Annotated in this window: 26 protein-coding genes and 1 pseudogene; 18 read left to right on the plus strand and 9 right to left on the minus strand. The window is 67.0% G+C overall.

Features of this window, described 5'->3' with window-relative positions; translation table 11 throughout:
- Window positions 1–104 precede the first annotated feature (104 nt).
- On the plus strand, window positions 105–998 hold the full coding sequence (locus tag IPF36_RS21930) for an oxygenase MpaB family protein (RefSeq protein ID WP_133096053.1): 894 nt from the start codon (window positions 105–107) through the stop codon (window positions 996–998).
- Between the two features lie 27 nt (window positions 999–1,025).
- On the opposite strand, the gene IPF36_RS21935 is transcribed toward IPF36_RS21930, so the two are convergent.
- Window positions 1,026–1,217: a hypothetical protein gene (locus IPF36_RS21935; RefSeq protein ID WP_195430439.1), complete on the minus strand. Its 192-nt coding sequence runs from the start codon at window positions 1,215–1,217 to the stop codon at window positions 1,026–1,028.
- 1,081 nt (window positions 1,218–2,298) lie between these two features.
- On the opposite strand from IPF36_RS21935, the gene IPF36_RS21940 reads away from it, so the two are divergent.
- The 8 genes from IPF36_RS21940 (at window position 2,299) to IPF36_RS21975 (ending at window position 8,531) form a co-directional block, all read left to right on the plus strand.
- On the plus strand, window positions 2,299–2,616 hold the full coding sequence (locus tag IPF36_RS21940; protein WP_195430239.1) for an RNA chaperone Hfq: 318 nt from the start codon (window positions 2,299–2,301) through the stop codon (window positions 2,614–2,616).
- Between the two features lie 224 nt (window positions 2,617–2,840).
- Window positions 2,841–4,079, plus strand: coding sequence for a FliC/FljB family flagellin (locus IPF36_RS21945; RefSeq protein WP_135703263.1), 1,239 nt, complete (start codon window positions 2,841–2,843; stop codon window positions 4,077–4,079).
- 142 nt (window positions 4,080–4,221) lie between these two features.
- Complete coding sequence (locus tag IPF36_RS21950; RefSeq protein WP_135703264.1) at window positions 4,222–4,596, plus strand: flagellar protein FlaG; 375 nt, start codon at window positions 4,222–4,224, stop codon at window positions 4,594–4,596.
- Between the two features lie 61 nt (window positions 4,597–4,657).
- Window positions 4,658–6,070 carry a flagellar filament capping protein FliD gene (gene fliD, locus IPF36_RS21955; protein ID WP_195430241.1) on the plus strand — a complete coding sequence of 471 codons (1,413 nt, stop codon included), beginning with the start codon at window positions 4,658–4,660 and terminating at the stop codon, window positions 6,068–6,070.
- Window positions 6,071–6,088: 18 nt separating this feature from the next.
- Entirely contained in the window at window positions 6,089–6,496 is a 408-nt protein-coding gene (gene fliS, locus IPF36_RS21960; RefSeq protein ID WP_135703266.1) for a flagellar export chaperone FliS, read from the plus strand.
- A 1-nt stretch (window position 6,497) separates the two neighbouring features.
- Entirely contained in the window at window positions 6,498–6,830 is a 333-nt protein-coding gene (locus IPF36_RS21965; protein ID WP_135703267.1) for a flagellar protein FliT, read from the plus strand.
- Between the two features lie 106 nt (window positions 6,831–6,936).
- Window positions 6,937–8,244 carry a flagellar hook-length control protein FliK gene (locus tag IPF36_RS21970; RefSeq protein ID WP_195430243.1) on the plus strand — a complete coding sequence of 436 codons (1,308 nt, stop codon included), beginning with the start codon at window positions 6,937–6,939 and terminating at the stop codon, window positions 8,242–8,244.
- Complete coding sequence (locus IPF36_RS21975; protein WP_135703269.1) at window positions 8,241–8,531, plus strand: EscU/YscU/HrcU family type III secretion system export apparatus switch protein; 291 nt, start codon at window positions 8,241–8,243, stop codon at window positions 8,529–8,531. Before IPF36_RS21970 ends, IPF36_RS21975 begins: the two co-directional genes overlap by 4 nt.
- 117 nt (window positions 8,532–8,648) lie before the next feature.
- Here IPF36_RS21975 and fliE read toward each other — a convergent pair whose 3' ends face one another.
- Entirely contained in the window at window positions 8,649–8,972 is a 324-nt protein-coding gene (fliE, locus tag IPF36_RS21980) for a flagellar hook-basal body complex protein FliE (RefSeq protein WP_133096018.1), read from the minus strand.
- 397 nt (window positions 8,973–9,369) lie between these two features.
- Here fliE and fliF point away from each other — a divergent pair, with 397 nt between their 5' ends.
- From fliF to IPF36_RS22010, 6 genes are read left to right on the plus strand one after another with little or no spacing between them, the layout of a single operon-like run.
- Window positions 9,370–11,097: a flagellar basal-body MS-ring/collar protein FliF gene (fliF, locus tag IPF36_RS21985; RefSeq protein ID WP_135703271.1), complete on the plus strand. Its 1,728-nt coding sequence runs from the start codon at window positions 9,370–9,372 to the stop codon at window positions 11,095–11,097.
- Entirely contained in the window at window positions 11,084–12,106 is a 1,023-nt protein-coding gene (fliG, locus tag IPF36_RS21990; RefSeq protein WP_133095669.1) for a flagellar motor switch protein FliG, read from the plus strand. The genes fliF and fliG overlap by 14 nt, the downstream gene beginning before the upstream one ends.
- Window positions 12,093–12,959 carry a flagellar assembly protein FliH gene (fliH, locus tag IPF36_RS21995; protein ID WP_195430245.1) on the plus strand — a complete coding sequence of 289 codons (867 nt, stop codon included), beginning with the start codon at window positions 12,093–12,095 and terminating at the stop codon, window positions 12,957–12,959. Before fliG ends, fliH begins: the two co-directional genes overlap by 14 nt.
- Entirely contained in the window at window positions 12,952–14,433 is a 1,482-nt protein-coding gene (gene fliI / locus IPF36_RS22000; RefSeq protein ID WP_195430248.1) for a flagellar protein export ATPase FliI, read from the plus strand. The genes fliH and fliI overlap by 8 nt, the downstream gene beginning before the upstream one ends.
- Complete coding sequence (fliJ, locus tag IPF36_RS22005) at window positions 14,411–14,863, plus strand: flagellar export protein FliJ (protein WP_135703274.1); 453 nt, start codon at window positions 14,411–14,413, stop codon at window positions 14,861–14,863. Before fliI ends, fliJ begins: the two co-directional genes overlap by 23 nt.
- 36 nt (window positions 14,864–14,899) lie before the next feature.
- Window positions 14,900–16,336, plus strand: a complete 1,437-nt coding sequence (locus IPF36_RS22010; RefSeq protein ID WP_195430250.1) for a flagellar hook-length control protein FliK — start codon at window positions 14,900–14,902, stop codon at window positions 16,334–16,336.
- A gap of 77 nt (window positions 16,337–16,413) precedes the next feature.
- Here the strand turns inward: IPF36_RS22010 and argC are convergent, their stop codons facing one another.
- On the minus strand, window positions 16,414–17,343 hold the full coding sequence (argC, locus tag IPF36_RS22015; protein WP_195430252.1) for an N-acetyl-gamma-glutamyl-phosphate reductase: 930 nt from the start codon (window positions 17,341–17,343) through the stop codon (window positions 16,414–16,416).
- A gap of 129 nt (window positions 17,344–17,472) precedes the next feature.
- Here argC and IPF36_RS22020 point away from each other — a divergent pair, with 129 nt between their 5' ends.
- A complete protein-coding gene (locus IPF36_RS22020) occupies window positions 17,473–18,357 on the plus strand; it encodes a LysR family transcriptional regulator (RefSeq protein ID WP_133095664.1) in 885 nt (294 codons plus the stop codon).
- A gap of 241 nt (window positions 18,358–18,598) precedes the next feature.
- On the opposite strand, the pseudogene IPF36_RS22025 reads toward IPF36_RS22020, so the two are convergent.
- The 4 genes and pseudogenes from IPF36_RS22025 to IPF36_RS34810 form a co-directional block, all read right to left on the minus strand.
- Window positions 18,599–19,765: pseudogene (locus IPF36_RS22025) on the minus strand (2-isopropylmalate synthase); the annotation flags it as partial.
- Window positions 19,766–19,792: 27 nt separating this feature from the next.
- The gene (locus IPF36_RS22030; protein WP_195430254.1) at window positions 19,793–20,887 is read right to left on the minus strand and encodes an amino acid dehydrogenase; all 1,095 of its coding nucleotides are present in this window, start codon (window positions 20,885–20,887) and stop codon (window positions 19,793–19,795) included.
- A gap of 269 nt (window positions 20,888–21,156) precedes the next feature.
- Window positions 21,157–22,554 carry an amino acid permease gene (locus IPF36_RS22035; RefSeq protein ID WP_195430256.1) on the minus strand — a complete coding sequence of 466 codons (1,398 nt, stop codon included), beginning with the start codon at window positions 22,552–22,554 and terminating at the stop codon, window positions 21,157–21,159.
- Between the two features lie 221 nt (window positions 22,555–22,775).
- A complete protein-coding gene (locus IPF36_RS34810) occupies window positions 22,776–23,234 on the minus strand; it encodes a hypothetical protein (protein ID WP_255519868.1) in 459 nt (152 codons plus the stop codon).
- 138 nt (window positions 23,235–23,372) lie between these two features.
- Between IPF36_RS34810 and alkB the strand changes: the two genes are divergently transcribed.
- Both alkB and IPF36_RS22055 read left to right on the plus strand, forming a co-directional pair.
- Window positions 23,373–24,035: a DNA oxidative demethylase AlkB gene (alkB, locus tag IPF36_RS22050; protein ID WP_195430259.1), complete on the plus strand. Its 663-nt coding sequence runs from the start codon at window positions 23,373–23,375 to the stop codon at window positions 24,033–24,035.
- Window positions 24,036–24,127: 92 nt separating this feature from the next.
- Window positions 24,128–24,613 carry a GFA family protein gene (locus IPF36_RS22055; RefSeq protein ID WP_133095659.1) on the plus strand — a complete coding sequence of 162 codons (486 nt, stop codon included), beginning with the start codon at window positions 24,128–24,130 and terminating at the stop codon, window positions 24,611–24,613.
- A gap of 49 nt (window positions 24,614–24,662) precedes the next feature.
- On the opposite strand, the gene cysK is transcribed toward IPF36_RS22055, so the two are convergent.
- Both cysK and IPF36_RS22065 read right to left on the minus strand, forming a co-directional pair.
- Window positions 24,663–25,580: a cysteine synthase A gene (cysK, locus tag IPF36_RS22060; protein ID WP_133095658.1), complete on the minus strand. Its 918-nt coding sequence runs from the start codon at window positions 25,578–25,580 to the stop codon at window positions 24,663–24,665.
- A 187-nt stretch (window positions 25,581–25,767) separates the two neighbouring features.
- A complete protein-coding gene (locus IPF36_RS22065; RefSeq protein ID WP_135703282.1) occupies window positions 25,768–26,385 on the minus strand; it encodes a DUF938 domain-containing protein in 618 nt (205 codons plus the stop codon).
- Between the last annotated feature and the right edge of the window lie 19 nt (window positions 26,386–26,404).

Consider the following 26,404-nt stretch of genomic DNA (forward strand, 5'->3'; position numbering starts at 1 on the left):
TTCTTGCTTGCCACACGGTCTTGTCCAGCCACACCGATCCCGCCCATTCCGCTGATTCCGCGGTCTCCCGCGACGCCCGGCGCGAACGCAGCGCGCCTGGACCGGTGGCCAGGGTGCGTGCGCACGCCGGCGCGCAGGTACGCGCGCTGACGCGCAGCAATTCCGGCCTCACGCTCGACTATGACAACCCGCCCGGCGACCCCGGGCTGTTCGGCCCCGACGCGGTCTGCTGGCGCGTGCACGCAGACTTCCCGGCAATGCTGGCCGGCGGCGTCAGCGCGCTGCTGCTGCAGACGCTGCATCCGCTGGCGCTGGCCGGCGTGTGGGACCACTCCAGCTTTCGCACCGACATGCAGGGCCGGCTCGGCCGCACCGCCCAGTTTATTGCCGGCACCACTTACGGCAGCCGCGACGATGCCATGGCGCTGATCGGGCGCGTACGGCGCATCCATGCCGGCGTCACCGGCGTGGCGCCGGACGGACGGCCTTATGCGGCGACCGATCCGGCGCTGCTGACATGGGTGCATGTGGCCGAGGTGTCGAGCTTCATGGCGGGCTACCTGCGCTATGTCGGGCCGCTGGGCGAAGCCGAGCAGGACCGCTATTACGACGAGGTCGCGCGCGTTGCGCTGCTGCTCGGCGCAGCCGACGTGCCGCGCTCGCGCGCGGCGGTGGCGGCCTACCTGGAAGCGATGCGGCCCCAGCTGCAGGCCAGCGAGCGCACCCGTGAAGTGGTGCGGCTGGTGCGCAGGATGCCGGTGGCCAACCCGCTGCTGCAACCGGCGGTGCGGATCATGGCCGATGCCGGCATTGCCTTGCTGCCGCCGTGGGCGCGGCAGCAGCTCGACCTCGACGGACCGTCGCTGCGGCGCTCGGCCACGCGGGCCGGCATGCGCGTGCTTGCGCCGGCGCTGCGCTGGGCACTGGGCGCGGGGCTGGCCGCACGGGCACGGCGGCGCGTGGCGCGCGGCGGCAATGTGGGCGGGGCCGCGGGCTAGGACATCCCGGCGCGGCCTTCGGAATATTCACTCCGCAGCCGCTGCCGCGCTGCCGACGCTGCCGCGCAGCACTGTCTCCGGCAGCCGCGCCACCAGCAGCGGCGCCACCAGCGCGCCGGCCATCCGCAGCGGCTTGTCGCGCCCGCTCCACGACATCAGCCGGTCCGCCGCAAACGCGCCGAACGGGATCGCCAGCATCAGCCCGAAGATCACCTGCATGACCGGCACCGGCGGCACGGGAGCGCCGGTGTTGCGCTGGCTGGCGGACTTGGAAGCAGTGCCGCCCGAGGAAGCGGAAGGCCCAACGGGCGGCCGCTTGCAAGGGCGGCGGGGAGGAGGCGGTCATGTGCACCTGCGGACGGCAGGATCGCGGAAAGCCGCGCATCGAGGCGGCGCGGTGACCGGTCCTGCTCTTGTTGCGGAGTCAAGGAGAGCGGCTATGGTAGGCGCTTCCCGCCGCCGGTGCTTGCCGTGCCCCGGCGCGCTAGGGCATATGGCAGCGGTGGCGCGCTATCGGCGGTCAGCGCACAATTCTTGAAGGGAAATGAGAATTAGAGGCAAAAACACCCGCAGTTCGGTGAATTGCCTGTCCGGAAGGTGGCTTTTAATCACGCTGGACATCCCGAACGGTCGGTTTATTCCCGGCCACAGCGCCACAGAGCGCGACTCAAACGACGTAGGCACCAAAAAAAGAAGCCCACGCGCGGGGTGCTCGTAGGCTTTCCAGGACTGCAAGAGCTTGAAACCAAGCTCTCGCCAAGAATATAAGCTCGCTTACATCAGGTGTAAATCCCGTTTCTATCAGGGGAATCCCTGTTATGGGGCAATTGGCGCACTTTTAGCAATTTGGGTCCTGATATTACTTCAGGACGAATTTTGACTTTCCTTCAGTTTTTCACTGCGTGCCCGACCGCGTCAGGGCTGGTGGACACGGCAGGCGAAGATCATTGTGCAGTCGCACAAAACCGGTACAATACCACGGCTCCGAGCGCAACAAATTTTGTAGAGCTAACACTCTAGGCCTGGCGAAGCACTCTGCCCGTCGACGCTTGTAAAACTTTGTTACTCTCGGCACTGAAGTACTCCCCCTCTCTTCTGGCAGCGCCCCTCGCCGGCATGTGCCCGACACCCCGCGGCCCACACAAGAGGCCCGCAGGCGTCGCGGCGCCGACGTCCCGACCCGAGGCCGGTTCCGAGAGCGGACCTTTCCCCTGCCGCCCTGGCCGCGCCGCCCACCCGGTCGCCGGCCAACGGACCGTCATCAGCCGCCAGAACCCTTGCGGGCTCTTCCGGAGTCGTTGTGAAGAAGAAGGAAATCCGGCCCAAGCGCTCCACCCGAAAGGAACTGCAGTACCAGCACCTCGCCGCCCAGTCGGCCAACCGCGCGCCGGTGGTCGTCTATTTGTCCAACGGCACGCGCCTGCAGGGGATCGTGCTGGCGACGGACAACTATATGGTGCTGCTCGGCCGGCGGCTGGACGATCCGCAGCCCACCATTGTCTACAAGCAGGCGATTTGTTTGGTGACACCGCTGGACACGCCGGTGGTCGGTATCGATCCGGCGATTGCGGCGGAATTCGTGCCTATCTATATACCGCGGACGCGCAAGCGGCGCTGAAGCAGCCATCGCAACACCACACTCCTGCGGCCTTTTGGCAGGCCGACGCACGCCCGGGCGCCCCCCGGCGCCCCCCCCAAACTACTTGCAGAGATCACTCTAAACCTTTGCCTGGGGCGGTCGATAACCCTTGCAACGGAGGCACTCTACGCCCTGCAAAGCAGGCAGCCAACGTTACGGCTAGCAGCCGGAATGCCAAAAAACTTTGCAAATAGGAGTCGTAAATGGCGCAAGTCATTAACACCAATTCGTTGTCTCTGATGACTCAGAACAACATGAACGCTTCGCAATCGTCGCTGAACACGGCGATCCAGCGCCTGTCGTCGGGCCTGCGCATCAACAGCGCCAAGGACGATGCAGCTGGTCAGGCGATTGCGAACCGGTTCACTGCGAACATCAAGGGCCTGACCCAGGCACAGCGCAACGCCAACGACGGCATCTCGCTGGCGCAAACGACCGAAGGCGCGCTGACCGAAGTCAACAACAACCTGCAGCGTATCCGCGAACTGAGCGTGCAGGCCGCCAACGGCTCGAACTCGGCTTCGGACCTGAAGTCGATCCAGGACGAAATCTCGCAGCGCCTGTCGGAAATCGACCGGACTTCGCAACAGACCGACTTCAACGGCGTGAAGGTGCTGTCCTCCAGCGCCAAGCCCCTTACCATCCAAGTTGGCGCTAACGACGGCGAGACGATCACCATCGATTTGGCCGAAATCAGTTCGAAAACTCTGGGGATGCAAGGCTTCAACGTAGCCGGTCCGGCCGCCACCGCTACTTTCGCCTTCGATGGCGCAACCGGCTCGGCAGCTGGCGATGCTCCCACGGCCGCTCAGCTGCAAGCCCTCTACGGCTCGACTACTGCCGTTACGACCACTACTGTCGCAGAAGCGAACACGGACGACTTGTCGTCCAAGCTCGGCTTGGCAGCTGGCGGCGCAGTCTTCACCGGCAACGCCGTGGCGGATAAGAACGGTAATCTGTATGCCGAGGTTGCGATCACTCCTAACGGCGCCGGCGAAACCACCTCGCTGATCAACCAAGGCTTCACCGGCGCAGTCGACGGCACTGCAATGTACCGCTATATCGCCTTGGATCCGCAATCGGCCGATACCACGACGACTGCAGGCACGGCCGCCTTCACCGTTGACACGTCGAAAGTTTCAGTTGCTAGCCTGCAGACCGGTACGACCGCGAGCCCGCTGGAGGCGATCGACGCGGCGCTGAAGAAGGTCGACGATCTGCGCAGTTCCCTTGGTGCCGTGCAAAACCGCTTTGACTCGGTGATCGCCAATCTGGGCACTGCAGTAACCAACCTGTCGGCCTCGCGCTCGCGTATTCAAGACGCTGACTACGCCACGGAAGTGTCCAACATGACCCGTGCGCAGATTCTGCAGCAAGCAGGTACCTCTGTGCTGGCGCAAGCCAACCAGACCACGCAAGGCGTGCTCTCGCTGCTGCGTTGATCGCATCCGCGCAAGGCATCAAAGGCTGGGCCGCGAGGCCCAGCCTTTTTTCCCGATCAGCTGGAGCGCTTCGCTGGCAGACCGCTGCGAGCCAAGCGTTTCAACCTAACCCCGAATTCTCCCGCCGTGTAAGGAACAGATCATGCCGCCATTCTTGATCTTGAACCCTGGCAAAGTCGGCCTGCCGCCCGAAATGCTCTCCACCAATGACACTGCGGCGCAGCGCACCCCGAAACCAACCGTAGCACCCCAAGCGCTAAGCGAGGCGGCAAGGATGAGCAACGATAGCGCCGACTCCGCGGAAGCACTGGCAGCGCTCGGCGAACTTGCCGACGTGTTGGAGACCACCTCGATCGGCCTGCGTTTCGAGATCGATGAAGACACGAACCGCATCATCACCAAGGTGATCGACAAGGAAACAGGTGACCTGATCCGCCAGATGCCCACCGAAGAGGTGCTGCGCATCGCCCGGGCCATGAACAAGTTGCAGGGGTTGCTCGTCACCCAGAAGGCCTGAGGCACGGAATACCCCACCATCGCCGCGGAAACGAACAAAGTTGAAGAAAGGCACGACACGCATGGCAACGATCTCCTCCATCGGCATCGGCTCCAACCTGGACCTGAGCTCCCTGCTGGACCAGCTCAAGACGGCTGAGCAAGCGCCGCTCACCGCCATCAACAACCAGGCCAGGAGTTACCAGACCAAGCTGTCAGCCTTCAGCCAGCTGCAAAGCGTGCTGTCGGCATACCAGGCCGCGGCCAAGAAGCTGTCCAACGCCGATACATTCGGCGCGGTCAAGGCCACCGTCGGCTCCACCGACGTGATGTCGGTGACCACCGCAGCCAATGCCGTACCGGGCAACTACAGCATCACCGTCAACACGCTGGCCACCGCCCAGTCGCTCGTGAGCAGCAATGTCGCCGACCAGAAGGCCGCTATCGGCGGGGGCGAGATCACCTTCGACTTTGGCGAAGCGCTGGCCACCGGTGGCGCCGCCACCAGCACCAAGAAGGTCACGATCCCGGCCAACGCATCGCTGGAAGGCGTGCGCGACGCCATCAACAAGGCTGGCATCGGCGTGACCGCGAGCATCGTCAACGATGGCAGCGCCACGCCTTACCGCCTGGTGCTGACTTCCGACAAGACCGGCACGCAAGCCACGATGCGCGTGTCGTCGGGCGATGCCGCATTGAACAACCTCGTTGCCTTTGACCCTGCCGCCGCGCCCGCCGCGAACAAGATGGAGCAGAAGGTCCCGCCGGCCAATGCCACGCTGAAGATCAACGGCATCGACGTGGTCAGCCAGAGCAACTCGGTGGTGGACGCGGCGCAGGGCGTGACCATGAACCTGAGCAAGACCGGCACCACCTCGCTGGTGGTGACGCGCGACAACGATTCGATCAAGTCGTCGGTCCAGGCCTTCGTCACCGCGTATAACAATATCCAGAGCGCGGCGAAGTCCCTGACGGCCTTCGACACCGACGCCGGCACTTCGGCGGCGCTGACCGGCGACACCACGCTGCGTTCTATCCAGTCGCGCCTGCGCGGCATGCTCGGCGGCGCGTTGGACAACGGCAATGGTGGCACGATGACGTTGATCGACGTCGGCATCTCGTTCAACAAGGACGGCACGATGGCGCTCGACGACACCAAGCTGACCAAGGCTCTGAACAATGACCTTGCCGGTGTCACGGCAATGTTTTCCAGCACCAGCGGCAGCGGCGGCATCGGCATCGGCAAGCAGGTCACCGACTACGTCGACGGCCTGACCAAGACCGATGGCGCACTCAAATCGGCCCAGGATGGCATCACCAAGACGCTGAAGGACCTGGAAGACGACTATGACCGCGTCGAAGAGCGGGTCAACGCTACCATCGACCGCTACAAGGCCCAGTTCACGCAACTGGACCTGGTCGTCGCGCAGATGAACCGCACCAGCAGCTACCTGACGCAGCAGTTCAACGCGCTCACCAACAGCAGCTCCAAGTAACGTACGGGGATAACGCACATGTTCGCCCGCCAAGCCGCTAACGCCTACGCCCAGGTCGGTGTTCACACCGGCGCGATGAGCGCCAGCCCGCACAAACTCATCACGATGCTGTATGACGGCGCCCGCGCCGCCATCGCGCGGGCAAAGTTCCACCTGGAAGGCGGCAACATTGCCGAACGCGGCAACGCCATCTCCAAAGCCATCGACATCATCGACAACGGCCTGCGCGCCGTGCTGGACCACAACGCGGGCGGCGAAATCTCCGCCAACCTCGAGTCCCTGTACGAATACATGGTGCGCCGGCTGATGCTGGCCAACCTGCGTAGCGACGCGGCCCTGCTGGCCGAGGTCGATACCCTACTGGAAAGCCTGGCTTCGGCCTGGGCGCAGATCGGCGAGCCGCAACCTGCCTTACAGGACAACTGACATGGCACCCTTCTCCCCCATCGTCACCTGCTACGAAGCCATCCTGGCCCTGTCGTCCCGCATGCATGACGCCGCCCAGGCCGGCGACTGGGACACCGTCACCGAGCTGCAGCGCACTTACCTGGAACAGGTCGAGCACCTGCGCCAGCTCGACCACGAAACCCCCTTCTCCGATGCCGAGCGCATGCGCCGCTACCAGTTGCTGGACCGCATCCTCACATACGATGCCAGCATCCGCGACCTGGCCATGCCGCGGCTCACGAAGCTCGGCGACATGCTGACCAGTTCGCGCCGGCAGGTGGAGCTTGCGTCGACGTACGGCGCCATGGCCTGAGCGGCAGCCAGACAGATACCGCGCGCCGCCAGCGGCGCGCCCACTCGCCTGAACACACACACGCACGTCCGTGCGCCGCGCCGCCTTTTCCACTGATTCCTGAAAAATGACCGGCATCCACCTGCCACCAGGCCTGGCTCCCGGTCAGGCCCCGGACCCGCAATCGCTGCGCCCCGCGCTGGCGATCGACAGGCTGGCCGCGCTGCAGCCCGTGCCCGAGACCACGGAATCAAGCGTCCAGAATTCCACCGGCCAGGCAATCCGCCACAGCCAGCAGGCAGCAGGTCCCAATGGCATGCCGGCGCAGGCCGCGCTGCTGCCGGGCACGTCCACGCGCGAATCGCTGAGCAGTGCCGCGCGCGCGATCCTGGCGGTGATGGAGGGCGCCGGGCCGCAGCCGGTCAAGGCCGGCATGCCGTTGTTGCCCGCCCCGCCGGCAGCCGGTTTGATGCAGGCTGCCGCAGCGGCGCTGGCGAATGCCGTGGGACAAAGCGGGCTGTTCTATGAGTCGCACCTGGCGCAGTGGGTCGGCGGTGCGCGCCCTTTGTCGACCATCCTGCAGGAGCCGCAGGCAGGTGTACCACGCACGTCACCACAGGCGGCACCCGGCCAACCATCCGCCACGCAGCCGCAGGCTTCCACCTCGGCCATGTTGACCTATGCCGGACCGGCCAGCGGTGACGTGCCTCGCATTAGCACACCGCCGCTGCTGCCGGCCTCGCAGGTGCTGGCCGAAGCGCTGGCCTCGCCGCGCAATCCGCGCGTGGCGCACAGCCACGCGCCGTCCGAGCAGGGTGTGCGCCAGGGCACCGGCTCCGCAGCCGTGTATAGCCGCGATGCCGACACGCCACCGCCACGGCCATCCACCGGCATGCTGGCGACGCAGGCCTACCAGGCCACCGCGGACGCCGCGCGTCCGGCGGCTGCCGAGCCGATGGCAGCCCATGCAGCGCGCACCGGCGATACCGACAGCATCGCCAGCGAAGCCTCCCGGCAAGCAGCACCCGCCGGACCGGCGATTCATCCCGCGACCGAGGGCGTGGTTCGCCAGCAGCTCGAACTGCTCGCGACGCAGCAGTTCCGCTTTGCCGGCGAAGCATGGCCTGGCGCAGCCATGGAGTGGGACATCCGGCGTACGGATCCCGAGGCGAATGGCCAGGGCCCCGACGACGCGAGCAGGCCGTGGTCGAGCCGGATCCGGCTGCAGTTGCCCAGCCTTGGCACTGTGGAAGTCCTGCTGACGCTGGGCCCGTCCGGACTGGAGGCGCGTGTCGCCACCGGCGAGACCGATATCGCCGCGCGCCTGATCGCCGCGCGGCCGCTGCTGCGCAACCGTCTGGAAGCCCAGGGCATCCCGCTGCAGCGGCTCAATATCCAGACCCAGGACGACCTCGCCGCAGGAGCCACGTCATGAGCGAAGGCGCAGCAGACCGCGGCGCGGCCATCGCGCTCAGCTACCAGCACAACAACCAGGCACCACGCGTGGTTGCCAAGGGCTATGGCGTGGTGGCCGAGGCCATCATCGCCCGCGCCAAGGAAGCGGGTGTCTATATCCACGACTCGCCCACGCTGGTCAACCTGCTGATGCAGGTGGACCTGGACAGCCAGATTCCGCCGCAGCTGTATGTAGCGGTGGCCGAACTGCTGGCGTGGATCTACCACCTGGAATCGGGCATGGACATCGCGGAGCCGCGGACCTGAACTTCTGCTGGTCTGGCCCAGCCATGCCCTGACGCATCCCTGAAAGGCAAAGAGCCCCTGGCATGCGCACGCGGCCAGGGGCTCTTTGCTCTGTGCGCGGCAATCCTGCCGCGCCAATCAGATCGGCATGCTCATCATCTCCTGATACGCCTGCACCAGCCGGTTCCGCACCTGCACCCCGGTCTGGAACGAGATGTTCGCCTTCTGCAGGTCGATCATCACGTCATTGAGCGCCACCCCCGGCTTGCCCAGCTCGAAGGCCTCGGCCTGGCCATAGGCGCGCTCCTGCGCCGCATTGATCTTGCCCAGCGAGCGTTGCAGCTCGCCGGCGAAGCCGCCGCCGGCAACCGGTGCCGACTGGGTGGCGCTGTTGCCCGAGGCAACCTGTGACAGGCCGCGCAACTGCTGCAGCATGGACTCGATGGAAGAGATAGTGGTCATGGCGTCGTCATGGGCCGGCTCGTAGCCGGGTCAGTCGATGGCGCGTCTCGTCGAGCACATTCATGCCGGCAAGGCAGACGGGGCGCACCGATTTTCAGCGGTTTGCAGAGTACCCGCCGCCACGCACCCGCCATGGCCCGAAATCGGGCGGAAAACCGGGTCTGTTTGCGGCATTGTCCCACTCAAGTCTGGCCGATCATTGCCACCGTGCCGGACAAGCGCGGGCAGCCGCCGAGCGCCGCCGTCCGGCACTTGCCAGACCAACCATTGATCCGGGAGTACGCGTGTTTTCTCTGCAGCGTAATGTGTGCCGCGCCATGAGCCGTGCCGACGACCATGGCCGCCATCACCGCCCGAGCCGTCGCGAGCATCGCGGCGCCGGCGCAGGAGCACGCGCGTGACCGCGGCGGTTGCCATGCCGGGCCGGCCGGCCGAGGTGCTTGAGCGCCTGAAGGCCAACCCCAGGCTGCCGCTGATGCTGGGCGGCGCGGCGCTTGCCGCCGCCATCGCCGTGGGCGTGCTGTGGTCGCGCGCGCCGGACTACAAGGTGCTGTACAGCAACCTGTCCGAGCGCGACGGCGGTGCGGTGCTGCAGTCGCTGCAGCAGATGAACGTGCCGTACAAGTTTGCCGAAGGCGGCGGCGCGGTGATGGTGCCGGCCGGGAAAGTCCACGAGACGCGGCTGCGGCTCGCCTCGCAGGGCCTGCCCAAGAGCGGCACCGCGGGCATGGAGCTGATGGACAACCAGAAGTTCGGCATCAGCCAGTTTGCCGAGCAGGTCAATTACCAGCGCGGGCTGGAAGGCGAGCTGGCGCGCTCGATCGAATCGATCGCCGCCGTGCAGTCGGCCCGCGTGCACCTGGCGATCCCCAAGCCGACGCTGTTCGTGCGCGAGCGCCAGAAGCCTACCGCCTCGATCGTGCTGCAGCTTTACCCGGGCCGCGCCATCGACGAGGGCCAGGTCGCGGCGATCAGCCACCTGGTGTCGTCGAGCGTGCCGGAGCTGACGCCCAAGTCGATCTCGATCGTCGACCAGCACGGCAACCTGCTGTCGAACAGCGGCAACGAGCGCATGCTCGACGCCACCCAGCTCAAGTACGTGCAGGCGCTGGAACAGAACTACCTCAAGCGCATCGAGGCGATCCTGGCGCCGATCGTCGGCAAGGACAACGTGCGTGCGCAGGTGACGGCCGACGTGGACTTCTCCATCGTCGAGCACACCGACGAGAGCTACAAGCCCAACCAGGATCCCACCCGCTCGGCCATCCGCAGCCAGCAGACCAGCGAGTCGAGCCAGCAGGGCGCGACGCCGCCGGGCGGCGTGCCGGGCGCGCTGTCCAACCAGCCGCCCGCTGCCGCGGTCGCGCCGGTGACCACGCCGCAGACGCCGCGCGCGGGCCAGGCGCCTGGACAGGCCGGCGCCCCCGCCGCCGGCCAGCCGGGCCAGGCAGGGCAAGCGGGCCAGCAAGGCCAGGCCGCGCAAGGCGCGCAGGCCGGCACGGCCAGCGGCCCGAGCAGTAACCGCCGCGATTCCACCGTCAACTACGAGCTGGACCGCACCGTGCGCCATGTGCAGCAGGCACCGGGCGGCGTGCGCCGGCTGTCGGTGGCGGTGGTGGTGAACTACCGCCAGGCGGCCGATGCCAAGGGCAAGATGGTGGCGCAGCCGCTGCCGCCGGCGCTGCTGGCGCAGATCGAGAACCTGACCAAGGAGGCAATGGGCTTCTCGTCCGATCGGGGCGACTCGATCAACGTGGTCAACAGCCCGTTCACCGTGGACCGCGAGGTCACGCCGGAAGTCCCGCTGTGGAAGCAACCTGAAATGATCGATCTCGGCAAGACCGGCGCGGGCTACCTGCTGCTGGCACTGCTGGCGCTGTTCGCGTGGTTCAAGGTGGCGCGCCCGATCCTGCGCCGCTACACCACGCCGCCGCTGCCGGCACCGGAAGCCAGGGAAGAGACCGAGGCCGTGCTGCTGCCGCCAGAAGAGCCCGCCAATCCGGAAGTCCTGCGGCTTGCCGCCAAGTATGAAAGCGACCTCGCGCTGGTGCGTGACGCCGCACAGCGCGACCCGCGCCTGGTCGCCAGCGTGATCAAGAACTGGATTGCCAATGACAACCGCTAAGGCCATCTCCAAGGAAGTCTCCGCCAGCGGCCTGCAGAAGAGCGCCGTGCTGATGATGGCGATCGGCGAGGATGCCGCGGCCGAGGTGTTCAAGCACCTGTCGCAGCGCGAGGTGCAGGAACTGGGCGCTGCCATGGCCTCGCTCAGTTCAGTCACGCGCGAGGAAATGGCCGGCGTGCTGGGCGAGTTCCGCTCCGAGACCGAGCAGTACCTGGCACTGAACGTCGATTCCAGCGCCTTTATCCGCAGCGTGCTGAACAAGGCGCTGGGCGAGGAGCGCGCGCAGTCGGTGATCGAGGACATCCTGGAGTCGCGCGACCCGGGCAGCGGCATCGACTCGCTCAACTGGATGGACGCGACCTCGATCGCCGAGCTGATCCGCGACGAGCACCCGCAGATCATCGCCACCATCCTGATCCACCTGGACCGCCAGAAGTCGTCGGAGGTGCTGGGCCTGTTCACCGACCGCCTGCGCAACGACGTGATCCTGCGTATCGCCACCTTCGGCGGCGTGCAGCCGGGCGCGCTGCAGGAGCTGACCGACGTGCTGACCAAGCTGCTGGCGGGCCAGAGCCTGAAGCGCAGCCGCATGGGCGGCGTGCGCACCGCGGCGGAGATCATCAACCTGATGAGCACCGCGCACGAAGAGGCGGTCATCGACGGCGTGCGCCTGCACGACGGCGACCTGGCGCAGAAGATCATCGACGAGATGTTCCTGTTCGAGAACCTGCTGGAGGTCGACGACCGCGGCATCCAGCGCGTGCTCAAGGAAATCGCCACCGAGTCGCTCATCGTCGCGCTCAAGGGCGCGCCGTCGGAATTGCGCGACAAGTTCATCCGCAACATGTCCACGCGCGCCGGCGAGATGCTGCGCGAGGACCTGGATGCGCTCGGCCCGGTGCGCGTGTCGCAGGTCGAAGCCGAGCAGAAGGCCATCCTGCAGGTGGTGAGACGCCTGGCGGATGCGGGCGAAGTCCAGATCGGCGGAGGCGACGATGCCTATGTCTGATGCATTACCCGAGCGCGGCCTGAATGCACAGCACGCACAGCACGCACCGAACGCACCGAACGCACAGCACGCGCCGAACGCACTGAGCGCACGCCGCGCGGTACGGGGCGATCCCCCTGACAGCGCGCACGGCGGCTTCGCGCCGTTCGAGCCGCCGCGCCGCGCGCGCGGTGGTGGCGCCGGCTGGCAGCGCTGGCAGATGGGCTCGCTCGACCCGCGCGATGCGCGCAACAACGCGCCCGAGACGCCTGCCGACCTCTTGCCGGCCGAGCCCGCGCCACCGCCGATCGATTTCGCGGCGCTGGATGCGATGCGCGAGGGCGCGCGCAAGGAAGGCTATGCGCAGGGCTACACGCAGGGACAGACTCAGGGCTATGGCGACGGCCACCGCGAAGGCTATTCGCGCGGGCTGGAAGCGGCGCGCAACGAGGCCGCGCAGCTGCAGGCGCTGGCCACCAATTTCCGCAGCGCGCTGACGGGCGTCGACGATCAGGTCGCGCGCGCGCTGGTGACGCTGGCGCTGGATGTGGCGCGCCAGCTGGTGCGCACCACGGTTGCCGGGGATCCCTCGGTGCTGCTGCCCGCGGTGCGCGAGCTGCTGGCCAGCGAGCCCGCGCTGCAGGGCTCGCCCAGCGTGCTGCTGCATCCTGACGACGTTGCGCTGGTCGAGACGCACCTGCAGGGCGAACTCGAAGCCGCGGGCTGGACCGTACGACCGGATCCGACGGTGGCGCGCGGCGGCTGCATTGCCAGCGCCGCCAGCGGCGAGCGCGACGCGACGCTGGCCACGCGCTGGACGCGCGTGGCCAAGGCGCTGGGGCGCGACGATCCGTGGGAGCCGCCGCATGACTGAGGCCGCCGCACCAGTCGCACAAGCCGCGCCGGATGGCGCATCGAGCCGGCATACGCAACGCTGGATCGGCGCGCTCGAAACCGCATCGGCCGGCATTGCCGGCCTCGACAGCAAGCGCAGCTGCGGCCGCCTGACGCGTGCCGCGGGGCTGGTGCTCGAGGCCGTGGGCCTGCGCCTGCCGGTGGGCAGCGACTGCCTGATCGAACTGCCCGCCGGTCAGTTCATCGCCGACAGCAACGCACCCCGCACCGCCGAAGCGGAAGTGGTGGGCTTCGGTGCCGACCGCCTTTACCTGATGCCGCAATCCGACGTGGTCGGCCTGCTGCCGGGCGCCCGCGTCTATCCGCTGGAGCCGTCGCCGCAGCCGGCCGGCACCGCCGCGCCGCGCGAGCCGGGCTCCAAGCGCCTGCCCGTCGGCGCGGGCCTGCTCGGCCGCGTGCTCGATGCCGCGGGCCGCCCGCTCGATGGCCTGGGCCCGCTGGCCGCGGCAATGGAAGTGCCGCTGGCCGGCGAGCAGATCAACCCGCTGATGCGCGCACCTATCGAAACCGTGCTCGATACCGGCGTGCGTGCCATCAACGGCATGCTGACGGTGGGGCGCGGCCAGCGCATGGGCCTGTTCGCGGGCTCGGGCGTGGGCAAGAGCGTGCTGCTGGGCATGATGGCGCGCTACACCAGCGCCGACGTGATCGTGGTCGGCCTGATCGGCGAGCGCGGCCGCGAGGTCAAAGAATTCATCGAGAACATCCTGGGGCCGGAGGGCCGCCGCCGCTCCGTGGTCGTGGCGGCGCCGGCCGATTGCTCGCCGCTGCTGCGCATGCAGGGCGCCGCCTATGCAACCCGGCTCGCCGAGTATTTCCGCGACCAGGGCCAGCATGTGCTGCTGATCATGGATTCGCTGACGCGCTACGCCATGGCGCAGCGCGAGATCGCGCTGGCGATCGGCGAACCGCCCGCGACCAAGGGCTATCCGCCGTCGGTCTTCGCCAAGCTGCCGACGCTGGTCGAGCGCACCGGCAATGGCCCCGAGGGCGGCGGCTCGATCACCGCGTTCTACACCGTGCTGACCGAAGGCGATGACCAGCAGGACCCGATCGCCGATTCGGCGCGAGCGATCCTGGACGGCCATATCGTGCTGTCGCGCAGCCTGGCCGAGTCGGGGCACTACCCCGCCATCGATGTCGAGGCCTCCATCAGCCGCGCCATGACCGCGCTGATCCCGCATGAGCAGTTCGCCTCGGTGCGCCGCTTCAAGCAGTTGATGTCGCGCTATCAGCGCAACCGCGACCTGATCAGCGTGGGCGCCTACGTGCCGGGCAACGATCCCGAGCTGGACCTTGCAATCCGGCTGCATCCGCGCATGGAAGCCTTCCTGCAACAGGATATCCACCAGCGCGCCGGCTACGACGACGCCATCGCCCAGCTGCACAGCCTCTTCGACAGGAGTGATCATGGCCAAGCCTTCACCGCTTAATACCCTGGCGGACCTTGCCCAGAACGATACCGACGCCGCCGCGCGCGAACTCGGCCGGCTGCAGGGCTCGCGCACGCAGGCGGAGCAGCAGCTGAACCAGCTGACGCAATACCGCCACGAGTACCGCGCGCGCATGCAGGCCGTGGCCGCGGAGGGCATGACCTCGAGCCGCTGGCAGGACTTTTCGCGCTTCCTCGACTCGCTCGACCAGGCCATCCGCCAGCAGACCGCGGCGCTGGCCAAGGCCGAAGCCGACCTCCTGGCCGGGCGCACCCGCTGGCAGCACCAGAAGCGCCGGCTGAATTCCTTCGACACGCTGATCGCGCGGGCCGAGGCCAGGGAAGAACAGGTCGCCGCGCGCCGCGAGCAGCGCGCCAATGACGAATACGCGGCCCGGCTGGCACGCGCCGCCGCCACCCGGCTTGGCTAAGCCGCGACCGCTACCGGAATTCCGCAGCAGAACGACATGATCGATATCAGCCAGATTGTCAGCAACACCGCCAATGCCGCCAAGGCGGCTGCCAGTGCAACCGAAAGCACCAGGCGCGCCAGCAGCGACACCAGCGGCTTCGGCGACGCACTGGCGCGTGCCCGCGAAAGCAGCCCGCAGCAAGCCCCGGCAACAAAGGCCCGGGACGCAGACGCCGGGCAGGAAAGGTCCGCGAGCCAAAAACAGCCAGCGCCGGAGCCGGCACGCGCCGACACCGGCAAGCCGCTGGCGGCGCCGGCGGACAAGCCGGCGGCCGCCGACAAGGCCAAGGAAGACGATGACAGCGCTGTTGCCGCCGATGCGGCGGCCGCAGCAGCCGCCGCGGCGCTGGCATTGCTGCTGCCGGCAACGGCCACGGCAGCGTCCGCAGCGGCCGGCGCAGCGGTCGGCTCGGCCGCCGACGCAGGCGGCAACGCCGCCCTGCAAGCCGCGCTGGCCGGCGCCGCGCAGCCGGCGGCTGCCGGCGCATCCGACGTTGCCAGCGCCCAGGCGACGGCGTTGCGGGGCGACGCCGCCGCATTGCCCGACACGCTGCAGGTCGTGACCGCCGAGGCCGCGCCGGCCCCGCCTTCGGTCGCCGACACGCTCGCCACCATCGCCTCGCAACGCGCCGCGATGCAGGGCAGCACGCCGGCCGCCACGGACGCCAGGTCGGGCTCTGCCCTCACGCAATCCGTGCCAGCCGCCAGCATTCCGGCGCAGCAGGACAACGCCGGCCAGCAGCTAGACAGCGGCATCGGCCAGCACCGCGCCGATCCGCTTGCCGCTGCCAATGGCGCCGGCGAAGCGCGTCCGGCCGCCAGCTCGTTCGCCGCCGCGCAAGCCGCGGCGCGCGCCACCGAGGCCGCCACGGTGTCGACCAGCGCCGACAACGCGCCCGCCCTGGCCGCCACGCTCGCCGGCCAGCACACGGCCCAAGCCCCGGCGGCTGCCGCGGCCGCAACCGCTCGCCCGATGGTCGCCCCGGCGCTGTACGACAGCCAGTGGCCGCAGGCCCTGGGCCAGCAGATGCTCCGCCTCAGCACCCAGGGCACGCAGAGCGCAGAGCTGCAACTGAACCCGCCCGACCTTGGCCCGCTGAAGGTCGTGCTCAACGTGGTCAACGACCAGGCCCAGGCGCAGTTCGTCTCGCCGCACCAGGCGGTACGGGCCGCAGTGGAAGCGGCGCTGCCGCACCTGCGCACCGCGCTGTCCGAAAACGGCATCCAGCTGGGACAGACGTCGGTCGGCGCCGACGGCTTTGCCAACCAGGCCGGCAACGGGCAACAACAGCAGCAGGCGCCGGGCAACGGGCGCGGGCAGCCGGCCTTCGGCACGAGCACGCTGGCTGGCGCCGAGCCCGCCGCATCAGCGGAACCGGTGGCCCGGTCTGCACGGCTGCCGGCGCGCGGCGAGATTGATACGTTCGCCTGATTTTTTTGGGGACGTGTCGGGCATTCAGGCACCACCGGAACACAAAGGCCGCCGTTTCAGGCGGCCGCCATCGGCCACTATTGCTGCGTGAGCATCAGGTTCAGGTTTTGAACCGCGGCGCCGGATGCGCCTTTGCCAAGATTGTCGAAGACCGCGGACAGCAGGACGTGCCCGTGTTCCATGTTTGGAAATACGCTTAAGTGCATGTCATTCGTACCGTTCAGCAGCTGCGGATCCAGGTGTTCTAGAACGCGCGATTCGTGCAACGGCAGGACATGTACATGGGCCGCCCCGGCATAGTGGCGGGCGAGGCAAGCGTGGAGCGTGGCGCCATCCACGTCGGGGGCCAGCAGCCTCAACGCGAGGGGCACCGTCAGCACGATGCCCTGGCGGAACGCCCCATACGCGGGAACGAAGATCGGACGCTGCGCGAGCCCGGCATGCTGCTGGATCTCCGGGGGGTGCTTGTGCGCGAGTTCCAGGCCATACACCTGGAATGCCGGCGCGCTGACGGCATCCGGCCCCTCATACTCCTCCACGCCGGCACGCCCGCGTCCGGAGTAGCCGGACACCGCATGAATGCTGACCGGGTAGCTGGCTGGCACAAGCCCGGCCTGCACCAGGGGACGCAGCAGGCCAATCGCACCGGTCGGATAGCAGCCGGGATTGGTGACCCGTCGCGCGTTCGCAATGCGCGCGGCCTGTCCCGGTGTCATTTCCGGAAAACCATATGTCCAGTCCGGATGCGTGCGGTGGGCTGAACTTGCGTCGATCACCCTGACGGCGGGATTGACGATGGCGTTCACCGCCTCGCGCGCGGCGGCATCGGGCAAACAGAGGATGGCGATGTCGCAGGCATTGATGGCTTCCGCACGACGCCGTGGGTCCTTGCGTTCCGACGCGTCAAGCGTGAACAGGCTGAGGTCGGTGCGGCCGCGCAGCCGTTCGTGGATTTGCAACCCGGTGGTGCCTTGGTCGCCGTCGATAAAAACCAGGGGGGAGCTCATGCGAGGAATACTCCGGTGACTGAGGGGGGTTAACACGTCGTAGGAGCCCCAATCTTCCATGGAGCACTAGAATAATGAAAGTTGAATTTCACAACGCTGACATTCAGCTTTCCTGAATCCGGAGCCGACATGCGAGAGATCAGCCTGGACCGCCTGCGCACGCTGGTCGCCATTGCCGACCATGGCTCATTCGCCGAGGCGGCGCGTGCCTTGCACCTTGCGCCGCCCACGGTCAGCCTCCACATCGCTGACCTGGAACGACGCATCGGAGCACCGCTACTGTCGCGAAAACGCGGACAGGTAAGGCCGTCGGCGATCGGAGAGGTGCTGGTGGAGCGCGGGCGTCGGCTGCTGGCCGACGCGGAGCAGGCGCTGGACGATATTCAACGACAGGTGGAGGGGCTCGAAGGGCGCGTCCGGCTCGGTGCGTCGACTGGCGCGATCGCGCACCTGCTGCCACAGGCGCTCGAGGTGCTGCGCCAGCAGCATCCCGCCATCGACATCCAGATTGCGGTCCTCACTTCGCAGGAAACACTGTCCCGGCTGGCGGACGGCACGCTGGATATCGGGCTGGTTGCACTGCCTCAGCCGCCGGTGGCCGGACTGGTGATAAAGCCCTGGCGCCGCGACCCCGTGATGGCCTTCGTGCCGGCGCATTGGCAGTGCCCGGCCCGCGTCACGCCGGACTGGCTCGCCGCCCAGCCTCTGATTCTTAATGATGCGACCACGCGCCTCTCGCGTCAGACTGCGGAGTGGTTCGCGGCCGCGGGACACCATCCCGCACCACGCATTCAGCTCAACTACAACGACGCGATCAAGAGCCTGGTCGCGGCGGGTTACGGCGCGGCGCTGTTGCCCCACGAGGCCACCACGCCATTGCCGGACAAGCGCATCGTCATGCGTCCGCTGCGCCCGGCGTTATGGCGTCGGCTCGGCATCGCGCATCGTGCGGGGTACGTTGAACGCTCCACCCAACACGTACTGGATGCGCTGTGGGATCTGCGATTGGTGTAGTAGCTGCCAGTCGCAGCTTCGGTTCGCTACCCGTGTTTTAGCCACCCGCCCGCGTACTGGTGTGCTGGCGCCAGAGGTTAGCGGATACCGGAATTCCGGTGTCGGCTTGTCCCGACGTTCGGCGATCCGTACAGGCGGCGCTGTCCCCAGCGCCGCCTGTGGTAGCTGCCGGCGACGTGGCCGGCCCCGCTTATCAGGCGCTGAATGTGCGGGATTCCGCCACGCCAAAGGCAATGTCTCTCAGATCATCATCGGTGATCTCGGGCTTGGTATCCGCCAGTCGCTTGAAGCGCGCGAAGGCGGCGGATAGCATTTCGTCGTCGCGAAAATGCATGCCCAGCTCCTGAACCCTGTGCCTGAAAGCATTCCGACCAGAAAGCTTGCCAAGCACGAGCGCGCCTTTGTCCCATCCGACGTCTTCCGGTCGCATGATTTCATAGGTCTCGCGCGCTTTCAGGATGCCATCTTGATGAATACCGGAAGCATGGGCGAAGGCATTTGCACCAACCACCGCCTTGTTGGGTGGAACGCTGAATCCCGTGGCCTCAGAGACAGCCCTGGACGCAGCGAGCAAATGGGCGGTGTTCACTCCAACATCTAGTCCGAACAGGTCGCGCCTGGTCTTTACTGCCATGACGACCTCTTCCAGAGACGCATTGCCTGCGCGCTCGCCAAGCCCGTTGATGGTGCATTCGATCTGACGCGCGCCACCATGTCTGACGGCCTCTAGCGAGTTGGCAACGGCCAGGCCGAGATCATTGTGGCAATGGACTGACCATACGGCCTTGTCGGAGTTGGGAATACGCTCGCGAAGCTTCCTGAGTCCTTCGGCGAATTCGGCGGGCATGGCATAGCCAACGGTGTCGGGAAAGTTGATCGTGGTCGCCCCTTCGTCGATGACACCCTCGATCACGCGACAGAGGAAATCCGGGTCCGATCGACTCCCATCCTCAGTGCTGAATTCCACGTCGTCCGTGAATTTTCGCGCGAAGCGGACAGCAGTGCGGGCCCGCAGAGATACCTCCTCCGGGGTCATGCGCAGCTTCTTCTCCATGTGCAACGCTGACGTTGCAATAAAGGTGTGGATGCGGGATCTTCTCGCGCCGCTCAGCGCATTGGCGGCTCTCTCGATATCCCGCTCGTTGGCACGGGCAAGCGAGCAGATCACGCTGCCTTTTACTTGTCGGGAAATCTCCTTGATGGCGTCGTGGTCGCCATCCGAGCTGGCTGCAAAGCCAGCTTCGATGACATCGACGTTCAGGGCGTCCAGCTGTTCCGCGATCGCGATTTTCTGCCTGATGGTCATCGCCGCGCCGGGCGACTGTTCGCCATCGCGCAGGGTGGTGTCAAAGATGACGAGCTTGTCGCCGGCGCTGGCCGAACTGTGGGGCTTCGGGTGTCCGTTCATATACCTTCTCCGGGTCGGGGTGACAGCTCAGTGCAACCCGATGCCGTGCGACAACACCTCGTGCGCCCACTTCACCGCCTCGCGTGCCGGCGCCTCGCCTGTCGACTCTACGCGTTGCGCGAGCCTGAGCACCCGATCGCGGATACCGGCCACTTCGTCGCGAAGGGCTGAATCGTCGACGCCGCCGAGGTATTCCCGGGCGCAACTTACGATGCCACCGGCATTGATGAGGAAATCCGGCGCATAGAAGATGCCGCGCTGATGCAAGGTGTCGCCTTCGGCCAGTGAAGCGAGTTGGTTGTTTGCGCCGCCGGCGATGATCTGGAAGCGGCAGCTTTCGGCCACGGCCGGGGTGATGACGGCACCCAGCGCACAAGGTGCAAATACGTCGACATCCGCGCCCGTAATGGCTTCCGGCGATACGACGTGTGCGCCAAATTGCTGTTGCGCCTGCGATGCGCGCCCGGCATCGATATCCGCCACGGTCAGGTTCGCACCCGCCTCATGGAGGCGGCGGCAGAGTTCCCAGCCTACCGACCCCAGTCCCTGGACGGCCACTGACAGCCCCGCGAGCGACTTGCGGTCCAGGCGGTACTGCGCCGCCGCCTGAATACCGACGAACACGCCATAAGCTGTCCACGGCGAGGGGTTGCCACCGAATCCGCCGTCGCGCGGCATGCCGCTGACGTAGCCGGTCTCGGCCTGGACAGCGCGCATGTCGTCCACCGTCGTGCCCACGTCTTCAGCCGTGATATAGCTGCCTCGCAGCGACTCCACCATGCGGCCGAATGCGCGGAAGAGCTGTTGGCGGTCCGTCTGCGCCGGCGAGCGCAGGATCACAGCCTTGCCGCCGCCGAAAGGCAGCCCGGCGAGGGCGTTCTTGTAAGCCATGCCCTGCGACAGGCGCAGGGCGTCGGACAGCGCCTCGGTCTCGGCGGAATAGGTCCAGTACCGGCAGCCGCCGAAGGCGGGGCCCAGTCTGGTGTTGTAGATGGCGATGATGGCCTGCAGGCCGGATTGCGGATCAGTGGCGAGCGTCACGCGCTCGTGGGACAGGCCTTCGCCAGTGCCGAACAGGCGGACAGCGGCCGCGTGGGTACGGTCGTTCAACTTCTTCTCCATGACGTGGGGAATGCAAAGCTGTAGCTCTGCCTTCCTTGGCACACCGCCTGGGTTGCAGTGCGGTGCGGCTTTGATGGGCGCGGAGCCCCCATCGGGTTCGGCGGCGGGCGATTGTGTCGCGCCAGCGCCGGGTTGGCATCTTACTCAGATCCGGGCGTGGAAGCGGTTGGGGTTTTCGCTTACCCCAAGGTTGGCCTCTACATCCATTCACACGCTTTTCAGTGGCAAACGGTGGCGTCCATGCAGGCTTCTACGGCCGGCCCCGCGTGCTACCTGGTGCCACCGTGCAGCACCGCATTGCGGCGCGCGTACAGAAAGTAGACCGACAGCCCGATCCCGAGCCACGTGAGGAAGGCGACCCAGGTCAGCGCTTGAAGGTGCGCCATCAGGAACAGGCAGAAGCCAACCGATAGCAGCGGAACCACCGGCACGCCGGGGCAGCGAAAGGCCCTCTTCAGTTCGGGACGGGTCCGGCGCAGTACCAGCACCGCGATTGAAATGAGCGTGAAGGCGGCGAGCGTGCCGATATTGATCAACTCGGCCAGCACATTGAGCGGCACGAAGGCGGCGATCATCGCGAACACAATGCCGACGGTCCACGTGGCAAAGAACGGCGTGGCGTGCAACGGGTGCACCGACGACAGCCTGGCGGGCAGCAGGCCATCGCGAGACATGGCAAAAATCACGCGAGTCTGGCCAAAGGTCATCACCAGGATCACTGTGGTCATGCCCAGAATAGCGCCCAGGTCGACAAAGCCGGCCACCCAGTTCTGTCCCGCGTACTGCAGCACCAGCGACACGGGATGGTCGACGCCGGCGAACTTGGTGAAGGGGACGACGCCAGTCATGATGGCCGCGACTATCACGTATAGCACTGTGCAGACCGTCAGCGAGCCGATGATACCCACCGGCAGGTCGCGGTGCGGATTTCGCACTTCCTCGGCGGCGGAGGTCACCGCATCGAAACCGATGAAGGCGAAGAAAACCAGCGCCGCCGCATTGAAGATGCCGGATACCCCGAACGGCGCGAATGGCTGCCAGTTGGCCGGCTTGACGTGCCAGACGCCGACCGCGATGAACAGCACCACCACCGCAATCTTGATCGCCACCATCACGTTATTGAGTCGGGCCGACTCCCGCACGCCGCAGGACACCACCCAAGTGGTGACTAACATGATCAGGAAAGCCGGCAGGTTGAACAAGGTGGTCACGCCTGGCACCGCCCCCGGGGCTGCCGTCAGCGCCGTCGGTAAATGCAGGCCGAAACCTGCCACCAGCGACTGGAAGTATCCCGACCATCCTACCGAAACCGCCGAGGTAGCCAGACCGTATTCGAGCAGAAGGTCCCAGCCGATCATCCAGGCGATGATCTCGCCCAGAGTCGCGTAGCTATACGTATAGATCGATCCCGACACCGGGATGGCGGAGGCGAACTCGGCGTAGCACAGCGCGGCGAAGCCGCAGGCCATGGCCGCAATGACGAAAGACACGGTCAGCGCCGGGCCCGCGGTCAAAGCGCCGGTGCCGGTCAGCACAAAGATGCCGGTGCCGATGATGGCGCCGATGCCCATCAGCACGAGGTCCATCGGACCCAGCACCTTCTTCAGGCCGCCGGCGTTGCAGTCCACCAGCATTGCGTCAATGTCTTTGGTTCGGAACAAGCTCATATAGGGGTCTCCTTCATGTGCTGCCGAGCGTTCGCACGAGCCCGCGCCGGGTGGCGACGAGTCATGCGGGCGCGCGGCTTGCGGGGAGCGTGCTGCCGGGGTCGACAGCACGGCTTGCCGGCACGCAGGTCGCGCACCGGCCCCGGTATTTGTTGGAATTATCCGGACCGATCAGGCCGCGGGGACACGGAGATAAAGCCGGAACCAGCGCATGGTGCCGCTCATGTAGACGCGGGCTTTTTCGAGAGTGTCTTAGTCGTCCAGGCTGGTCGCGGCCAGGGCTTCGCGCAAGTTGGCGATAGTGAGGTAATCACGATGTCTGTCTCCGCATGCTTCTTTTGTCTGGGGAGTGTAGGAAGCGTCCGCGCCATCGTAAAATCAAAAATTCCAACACCTGATATGCTCGGAACGAATAGCGAAAGGATAGTCGCGGCCAGCCTCCGCGAGGCGCCGGGCGCGATCTTGTTTTCCACCACAATCGCCTGGCCCAATTCACGGCTGGCCGCCTCAGCCAGTGCGCGCGTCACCTGGTCGGTGACGCCACCAGCGCCATAAGGGACGATGAGCCGGATCGGGCGGGTCGGGAAATCGTCGGCAGCCAGTGCCTGCGTGCCGAGAGGTGCCGTCAGCGCGAGGCCGGTGGCAGCCAGTGCGATGCGCAAAATGCGACGTCGTTGCATCAGGGTTGTCTCCTTCCATGTCCGCCGGATCTGTCATGTCCGGTCTGCGAGGTTGTCCGCATTGGGGGCTGACGCGTCCTTCAGTGCTAAGTTATTGATTTTTCCGCACGCGCGGTCCGACGCGTCTATCCTCAGGCCATGACCTTCGACCTCTTCGACAACCTCGACGACACCGCCCCTGCCGATTCTGCGCCCGAGCCCCTGGCGGACGGCGCAGTGGTGCTGCGCGGCCTGGCGCGCGCGGATGCAGAGGCCCTGCTCGCCGACGTGCAGGCGGTGATTGCCGCGGCCCCGCTGCGCCACATGGTGACGCCTGGCGGCCTGACGATGTCGGTGGCGATGACGAACTGCGGGGATGCGGGCTGGGTCTCGGATGCCCGCGGCTACCGCTATGACCGCACGGACCCGCTGAGCGGCCAGCCCTGGCCGGCGATGCCGCCGCGATTGCGCGCGCTGGCGGCCGAAGCGGCGGCGCAAGCCGGCTTTGCCGGCTTCGCGCCCGATGCCTGCCTGGTCAACCGCTATGTGCCGGGCACGCGCCTGTCGCTGCACCAGGACCGCGATGAACGCGACTTCGGCGCGCCGATCGTATCGGTCTCGCTGGGCTTGCCAGCGGTATTCCTGTTCGGCGGCATGCGCCGCGCGGACCGGCCGCAGCGCGTGCGGCTGGCGCATGGCGACGTGGTGGTGTGGGGCGGCCCGTCGCGGCTGGCCTTCCACGGCGTGGCGCCGCTGGCCGATGGGGATCATCCGCTGCTGGGACGCGCGCGCGTCAACCTGACGTTCCGCAAGGCGCTGTGACGCGAGCCTGGCGCGGCTTGGTTTTGCACTTTGGGCAGGGTTTTCTACAGTCAAGGGACTGCCGAAAACGCCAACGCGCAAAGGATCCCACCATGCATCTCGAAGGCTCCTGCCATTGTGGCGCCGTCCATTTCTCGCTGGAATCGGACTCGCCGTGCCCGTACATGCACTGCCATTGCTCGATCTGCCGCAAGACCGCCGGCGGCGGCGGCTATGCGATCAATATCGGCGGCGATGCCGCCACGCTGCACGTGCGCGGGCGCAAACACCTGGGCATCTACCACGCGGTGCTGCGCGAGCCGGGCAAGCGCGCGCGGCGCTCGCCGGCACAGCGGCATTTCTGCGTGAAGTGCGGCAGCGCGCTGTGGCTGTGGGATCCGCGCTGGCCGGAGCTGGTGTATCCGCATGCCTCGGCCATCGACACGCCGCTGCCGCGCCCGCCCGAGGTGGTGGAAGCCTCGCTGGAATCCGCCGCGCCATGGGTCGATGTGCCCAAGGGCAAGGGCCACGTGCGCTGCGACACGTGGCCGGAGGAATCGCTGGCCGACTGGCACAAGCGCCACGGCTTGTCCTCCTGACGGCACCCATCCCCCACTGCCTGGCGCGGCCTCGCTGCCGGCCAGTGGCTCAGGCCGGCAGGAAACCCTCCACCGTCAGGTAGCGTTCGCCGGTGTCGTAGTTGAAGCCGAGCACGCGCGCATTGGCGGGCAGCTCCGGCAGCTTCTGCGCGATCGCGGCCAGCGTCGCGCCGGACGAGATGCCGACCAGGATGCCTTCTTCGCGCGCGCAGCGGCGGGCCATCTCGCGCGCGGGTTCGGCATCGACCTGGATCACGCCGTCGAGCAGCGCGGTGTCGAGGTTCTTCGGGATAAAGCCCGCGCCGATGCCCTGGATCGGATGCGGTGCCGGCGCGCCGCCGGAGATCACCGGCGAGGCCACCGGCTCGACGCCGAAGACCTTGAGCTGCGGCCACTTGTCCTTCAGCACCCGGGCGCAGCCGGTCAGGTGGCCGCCGGTGCCGACGCCGGTGATGAGCACGTCAAGCCCTTCGGGGAAGTCGTTCAGGATTTCCTGCGCGGTGGTGCGCACGTGCACGTCGATGTTGGCGGGGTTCTCGAACTGTTGCGGCATCCAGGCGCCGGGCGTGGCGGCAACCAGTTCCTCGGCACGCGCGATCGCGCCCTTCATGCCCTTCTCGCGCGGAGTCAGGTCGAAGCTGGCGCCGTAGGCCAGCATCAGCCGGCGGCGCTCGATCGACATGCTGTCCGGCATCACCAGCACCAGCTTGTAGCCCTTGACCGCGGCCACCATTGCCAGGCCTATGCCGGTATTGCCGGAGGTCGGCTCGATGATGGTGCCGCCCGGCTTCAGCACGCCACGGCGCTCGGCGTCTTCGACCATCGACAGCGCAATGCGGTCCTTGATCGAGGCGCCCGGATTGCTGCGCTCGGACTTGATCCAGACTTCGTGCCCGCTGCCGAACAGGCGGTTGATGCGGATATGCGGGGTATTGCCGATCGTCTGCAGGATGTTCTGGACCTTCATCGTGTTCTCCGTGGCGGGCGCGGCGCGGCAGGGCCCTGGGGGCAACGGCGTCGCTGGATCGAAATGAACGGAAGATTTTAGTGCAAAGCGGCCACGGGGCCCGTGGCGTAGGATGGTGCCCCGCTGCGCTTTCCGCTTTCGCGCTTCCGGTGTTCCACCCCTGCGCTTTCACGCGCCGCGCATGCGCCTATTTGCGGAACACCAGACTGAAGTTGTTGGCCGGCATCGGCACCGGCTCGTCGCAGCGCAATCCCTGTGCGGCGCCCAGCGCAACCACGTCCTCCATGTCGCGCACGCCCCAGTCAGCGTCGGTGGCGCGCAGCTGGGCGTCGAAGGCGGCATTGCTCGGCGCGGTATGTGCGCCGCCGCGGCGATAGGGACCATACAGGTAGAGCACGCCGCCAGGCTTCAGCAGCCTCCCTGCGCCTGCGAACAGTGCTTCGGCCGCGGCCCACGGCGAGATATGGAGCATATTGATGCAGACCATCGCATCGGCCGCATCGATGCCCCAGGGCTGGCGGCACACGTCAAGGTCCAGCGGCGCGCGCACATTGGCCAACCCCGCATGCGCGGTCCATGCGGCGATCGATTCACGCGCGGCACGGTCGGGATCGCTCGGCTGCCAGGTCAGGCCTGGGAACGCCGCGGCAAAGTGCACCGCGTGCTGGCCAGTGCCGCTGGCGATTTCCAGGACCGTGCCGCTGGCGGGCAGCACATTGCGCAGCACCGCGAGGATGGGCTCGCGATTGCGCTCGGTGGCGGGCGCCATGCGGCGTGCGTCGGGGTCGTGGGTCTGGTCGGTCATGGCGACTGGCTCGTTTGCC

Origin of the sequence: Cupriavidus sp. IK-TO18, from assembly GCF_015549295.1 — a bacterium.
Taxonomy (GTDB): domain Bacteria; phylum Pseudomonadota; class Gammaproteobacteria; order Burkholderiales; family Burkholderiaceae; genus Cupriavidus; species Cupriavidus oxalaticus_A.

Bases quoted from the DNA above. Each gene is read 5' to 3' on its own strand.
- IPF36_RS21935 (WP_195430439.1), bottom strand. From the start codon at position 1,217: ATGCAGGTGATCTTCGGGCTGATGCTGGCGATCCCGTTCGGCGCGTTT.
- IPF36_RS21945 (WP_135703263.1), top strand. From the start codon at position 2,841: ATGGCGCAAGTCATTAACACCAATTCGTTGTCTCTGATGACTCAGAAC.
- IPF36_RS21950 (WP_135703264.1), top strand. From the start codon at position 4,222: ATGCCGCCATTCTTGATCTTGAACCCTGGCAAAGTCGGCCTGCCGCCC.
- fliD (WP_195430241.1), top strand. From the start codon at position 4,658: ATGGCAACGATCTCCTCCATCGGCATCGGCTCCAACCTGGACCTGAGC.
- fliS (WP_135703266.1), top strand. From the start codon at position 6,089: ATGTTCGCCCGCCAAGCCGCTAACGCCTACGCCCAGGTCGGTGTTCAC.
- IPF36_RS21965 (WP_135703267.1), top strand. From the start codon at position 6,498: ATGGCACCCTTCTCCCCCATCGTCACCTGCTACGAAGCCATCCTGGCC.
- IPF36_RS21970 (WP_195430243.1), top strand. From the start codon at position 6,937: ATGACCGGCATCCACCTGCCACCAGGCCTGGCTCCCGGTCAGGCCCCG.
- IPF36_RS21975 (WP_135703269.1), top strand. From the start codon at position 8,241: ATGAGCGAAGGCGCAGCAGACCGCGGCGCGGCCATCGCGCTCAGCTAC.
- fliE (WP_133096018.1), bottom strand. From the start codon at position 8,972: ATGACCACTATCTCTTCCATCGAGTCCATGCTGCAGCAGTTGCGCGGC.
- fliG (WP_133095669.1), top strand. From the start codon at position 11,084: ATGACAACCGCTAAGGCCATCTCCAAGGAAGTCTCCGCCAGCGGCCTG.
- fliH (WP_195430245.1), top strand. From the start codon at position 12,093: ATGCCTATGTCTGATGCATTACCCGAGCGCGGCCTGAATGCACAGCAC.
- fliI (WP_195430248.1), top strand. From the start codon at position 12,952: ATGACTGAGGCCGCCGCACCAGTCGCACAAGCCGCGCCGGATGGCGCA.
- fliJ (WP_135703274.1), top strand. From the start codon at position 14,411: ATGGCCAAGCCTTCACCGCTTAATACCCTGGCGGACCTTGCCCAGAAC.
- IPF36_RS22010 (WP_195430250.1), top strand. From the start codon at position 14,900: ATGATCGATATCAGCCAGATTGTCAGCAACACCGCCAATGCCGCCAAG.
- argC (WP_195430252.1), bottom strand. From the start codon at position 17,343: ATGAGCTCCCCCCTGGTTTTTATCGACGGCGACCAAGGCACCACCGGG.
- IPF36_RS22020 (WP_133095664.1), top strand. From the start codon at position 17,473: ATGCGAGAGATCAGCCTGGACCGCCTGCGCACGCTGGTCGCCATTGCC.
- IPF36_RS22030 (WP_195430254.1), bottom strand. From the start codon at position 20,887: ATGGAGAAGAAGTTGAACGACCGTACCCACGCGGCCGCTGTCCGCCTG.
- IPF36_RS22035 (WP_195430256.1), bottom strand. From the start codon at position 22,554: ATGAGCTTGTTCCGAACCAAAGACATTGACGCAATGCTGGTGGACTGC.
- IPF36_RS34810 (WP_255519868.1), bottom strand. From the start codon at position 23,234: ATGCAACGACGTCGCATTTTGCGCATCGCACTGGCTGCCACCGGCCTC.
- alkB (WP_195430259.1), top strand. From the start codon at position 23,373: ATGACCTTCGACCTCTTCGACAACCTCGACGACACCGCCCCTGCCGAT.
- IPF36_RS22055 (WP_133095659.1), top strand. From the start codon at position 24,128: ATGCATCTCGAAGGCTCCTGCCATTGTGGCGCCGTCCATTTCTCGCTG.
- cysK (WP_133095658.1), bottom strand. From the start codon at position 25,580: ATGAAGGTCCAGAACATCCTGCAGACGATCGGCAATACCCCGCATATC.
- IPF36_RS22065 (WP_135703282.1), bottom strand. From the start codon at position 26,385: ATGACCGACCAGACCCACGACCCCGACGCACGCCGCATGGCGCCCGCC.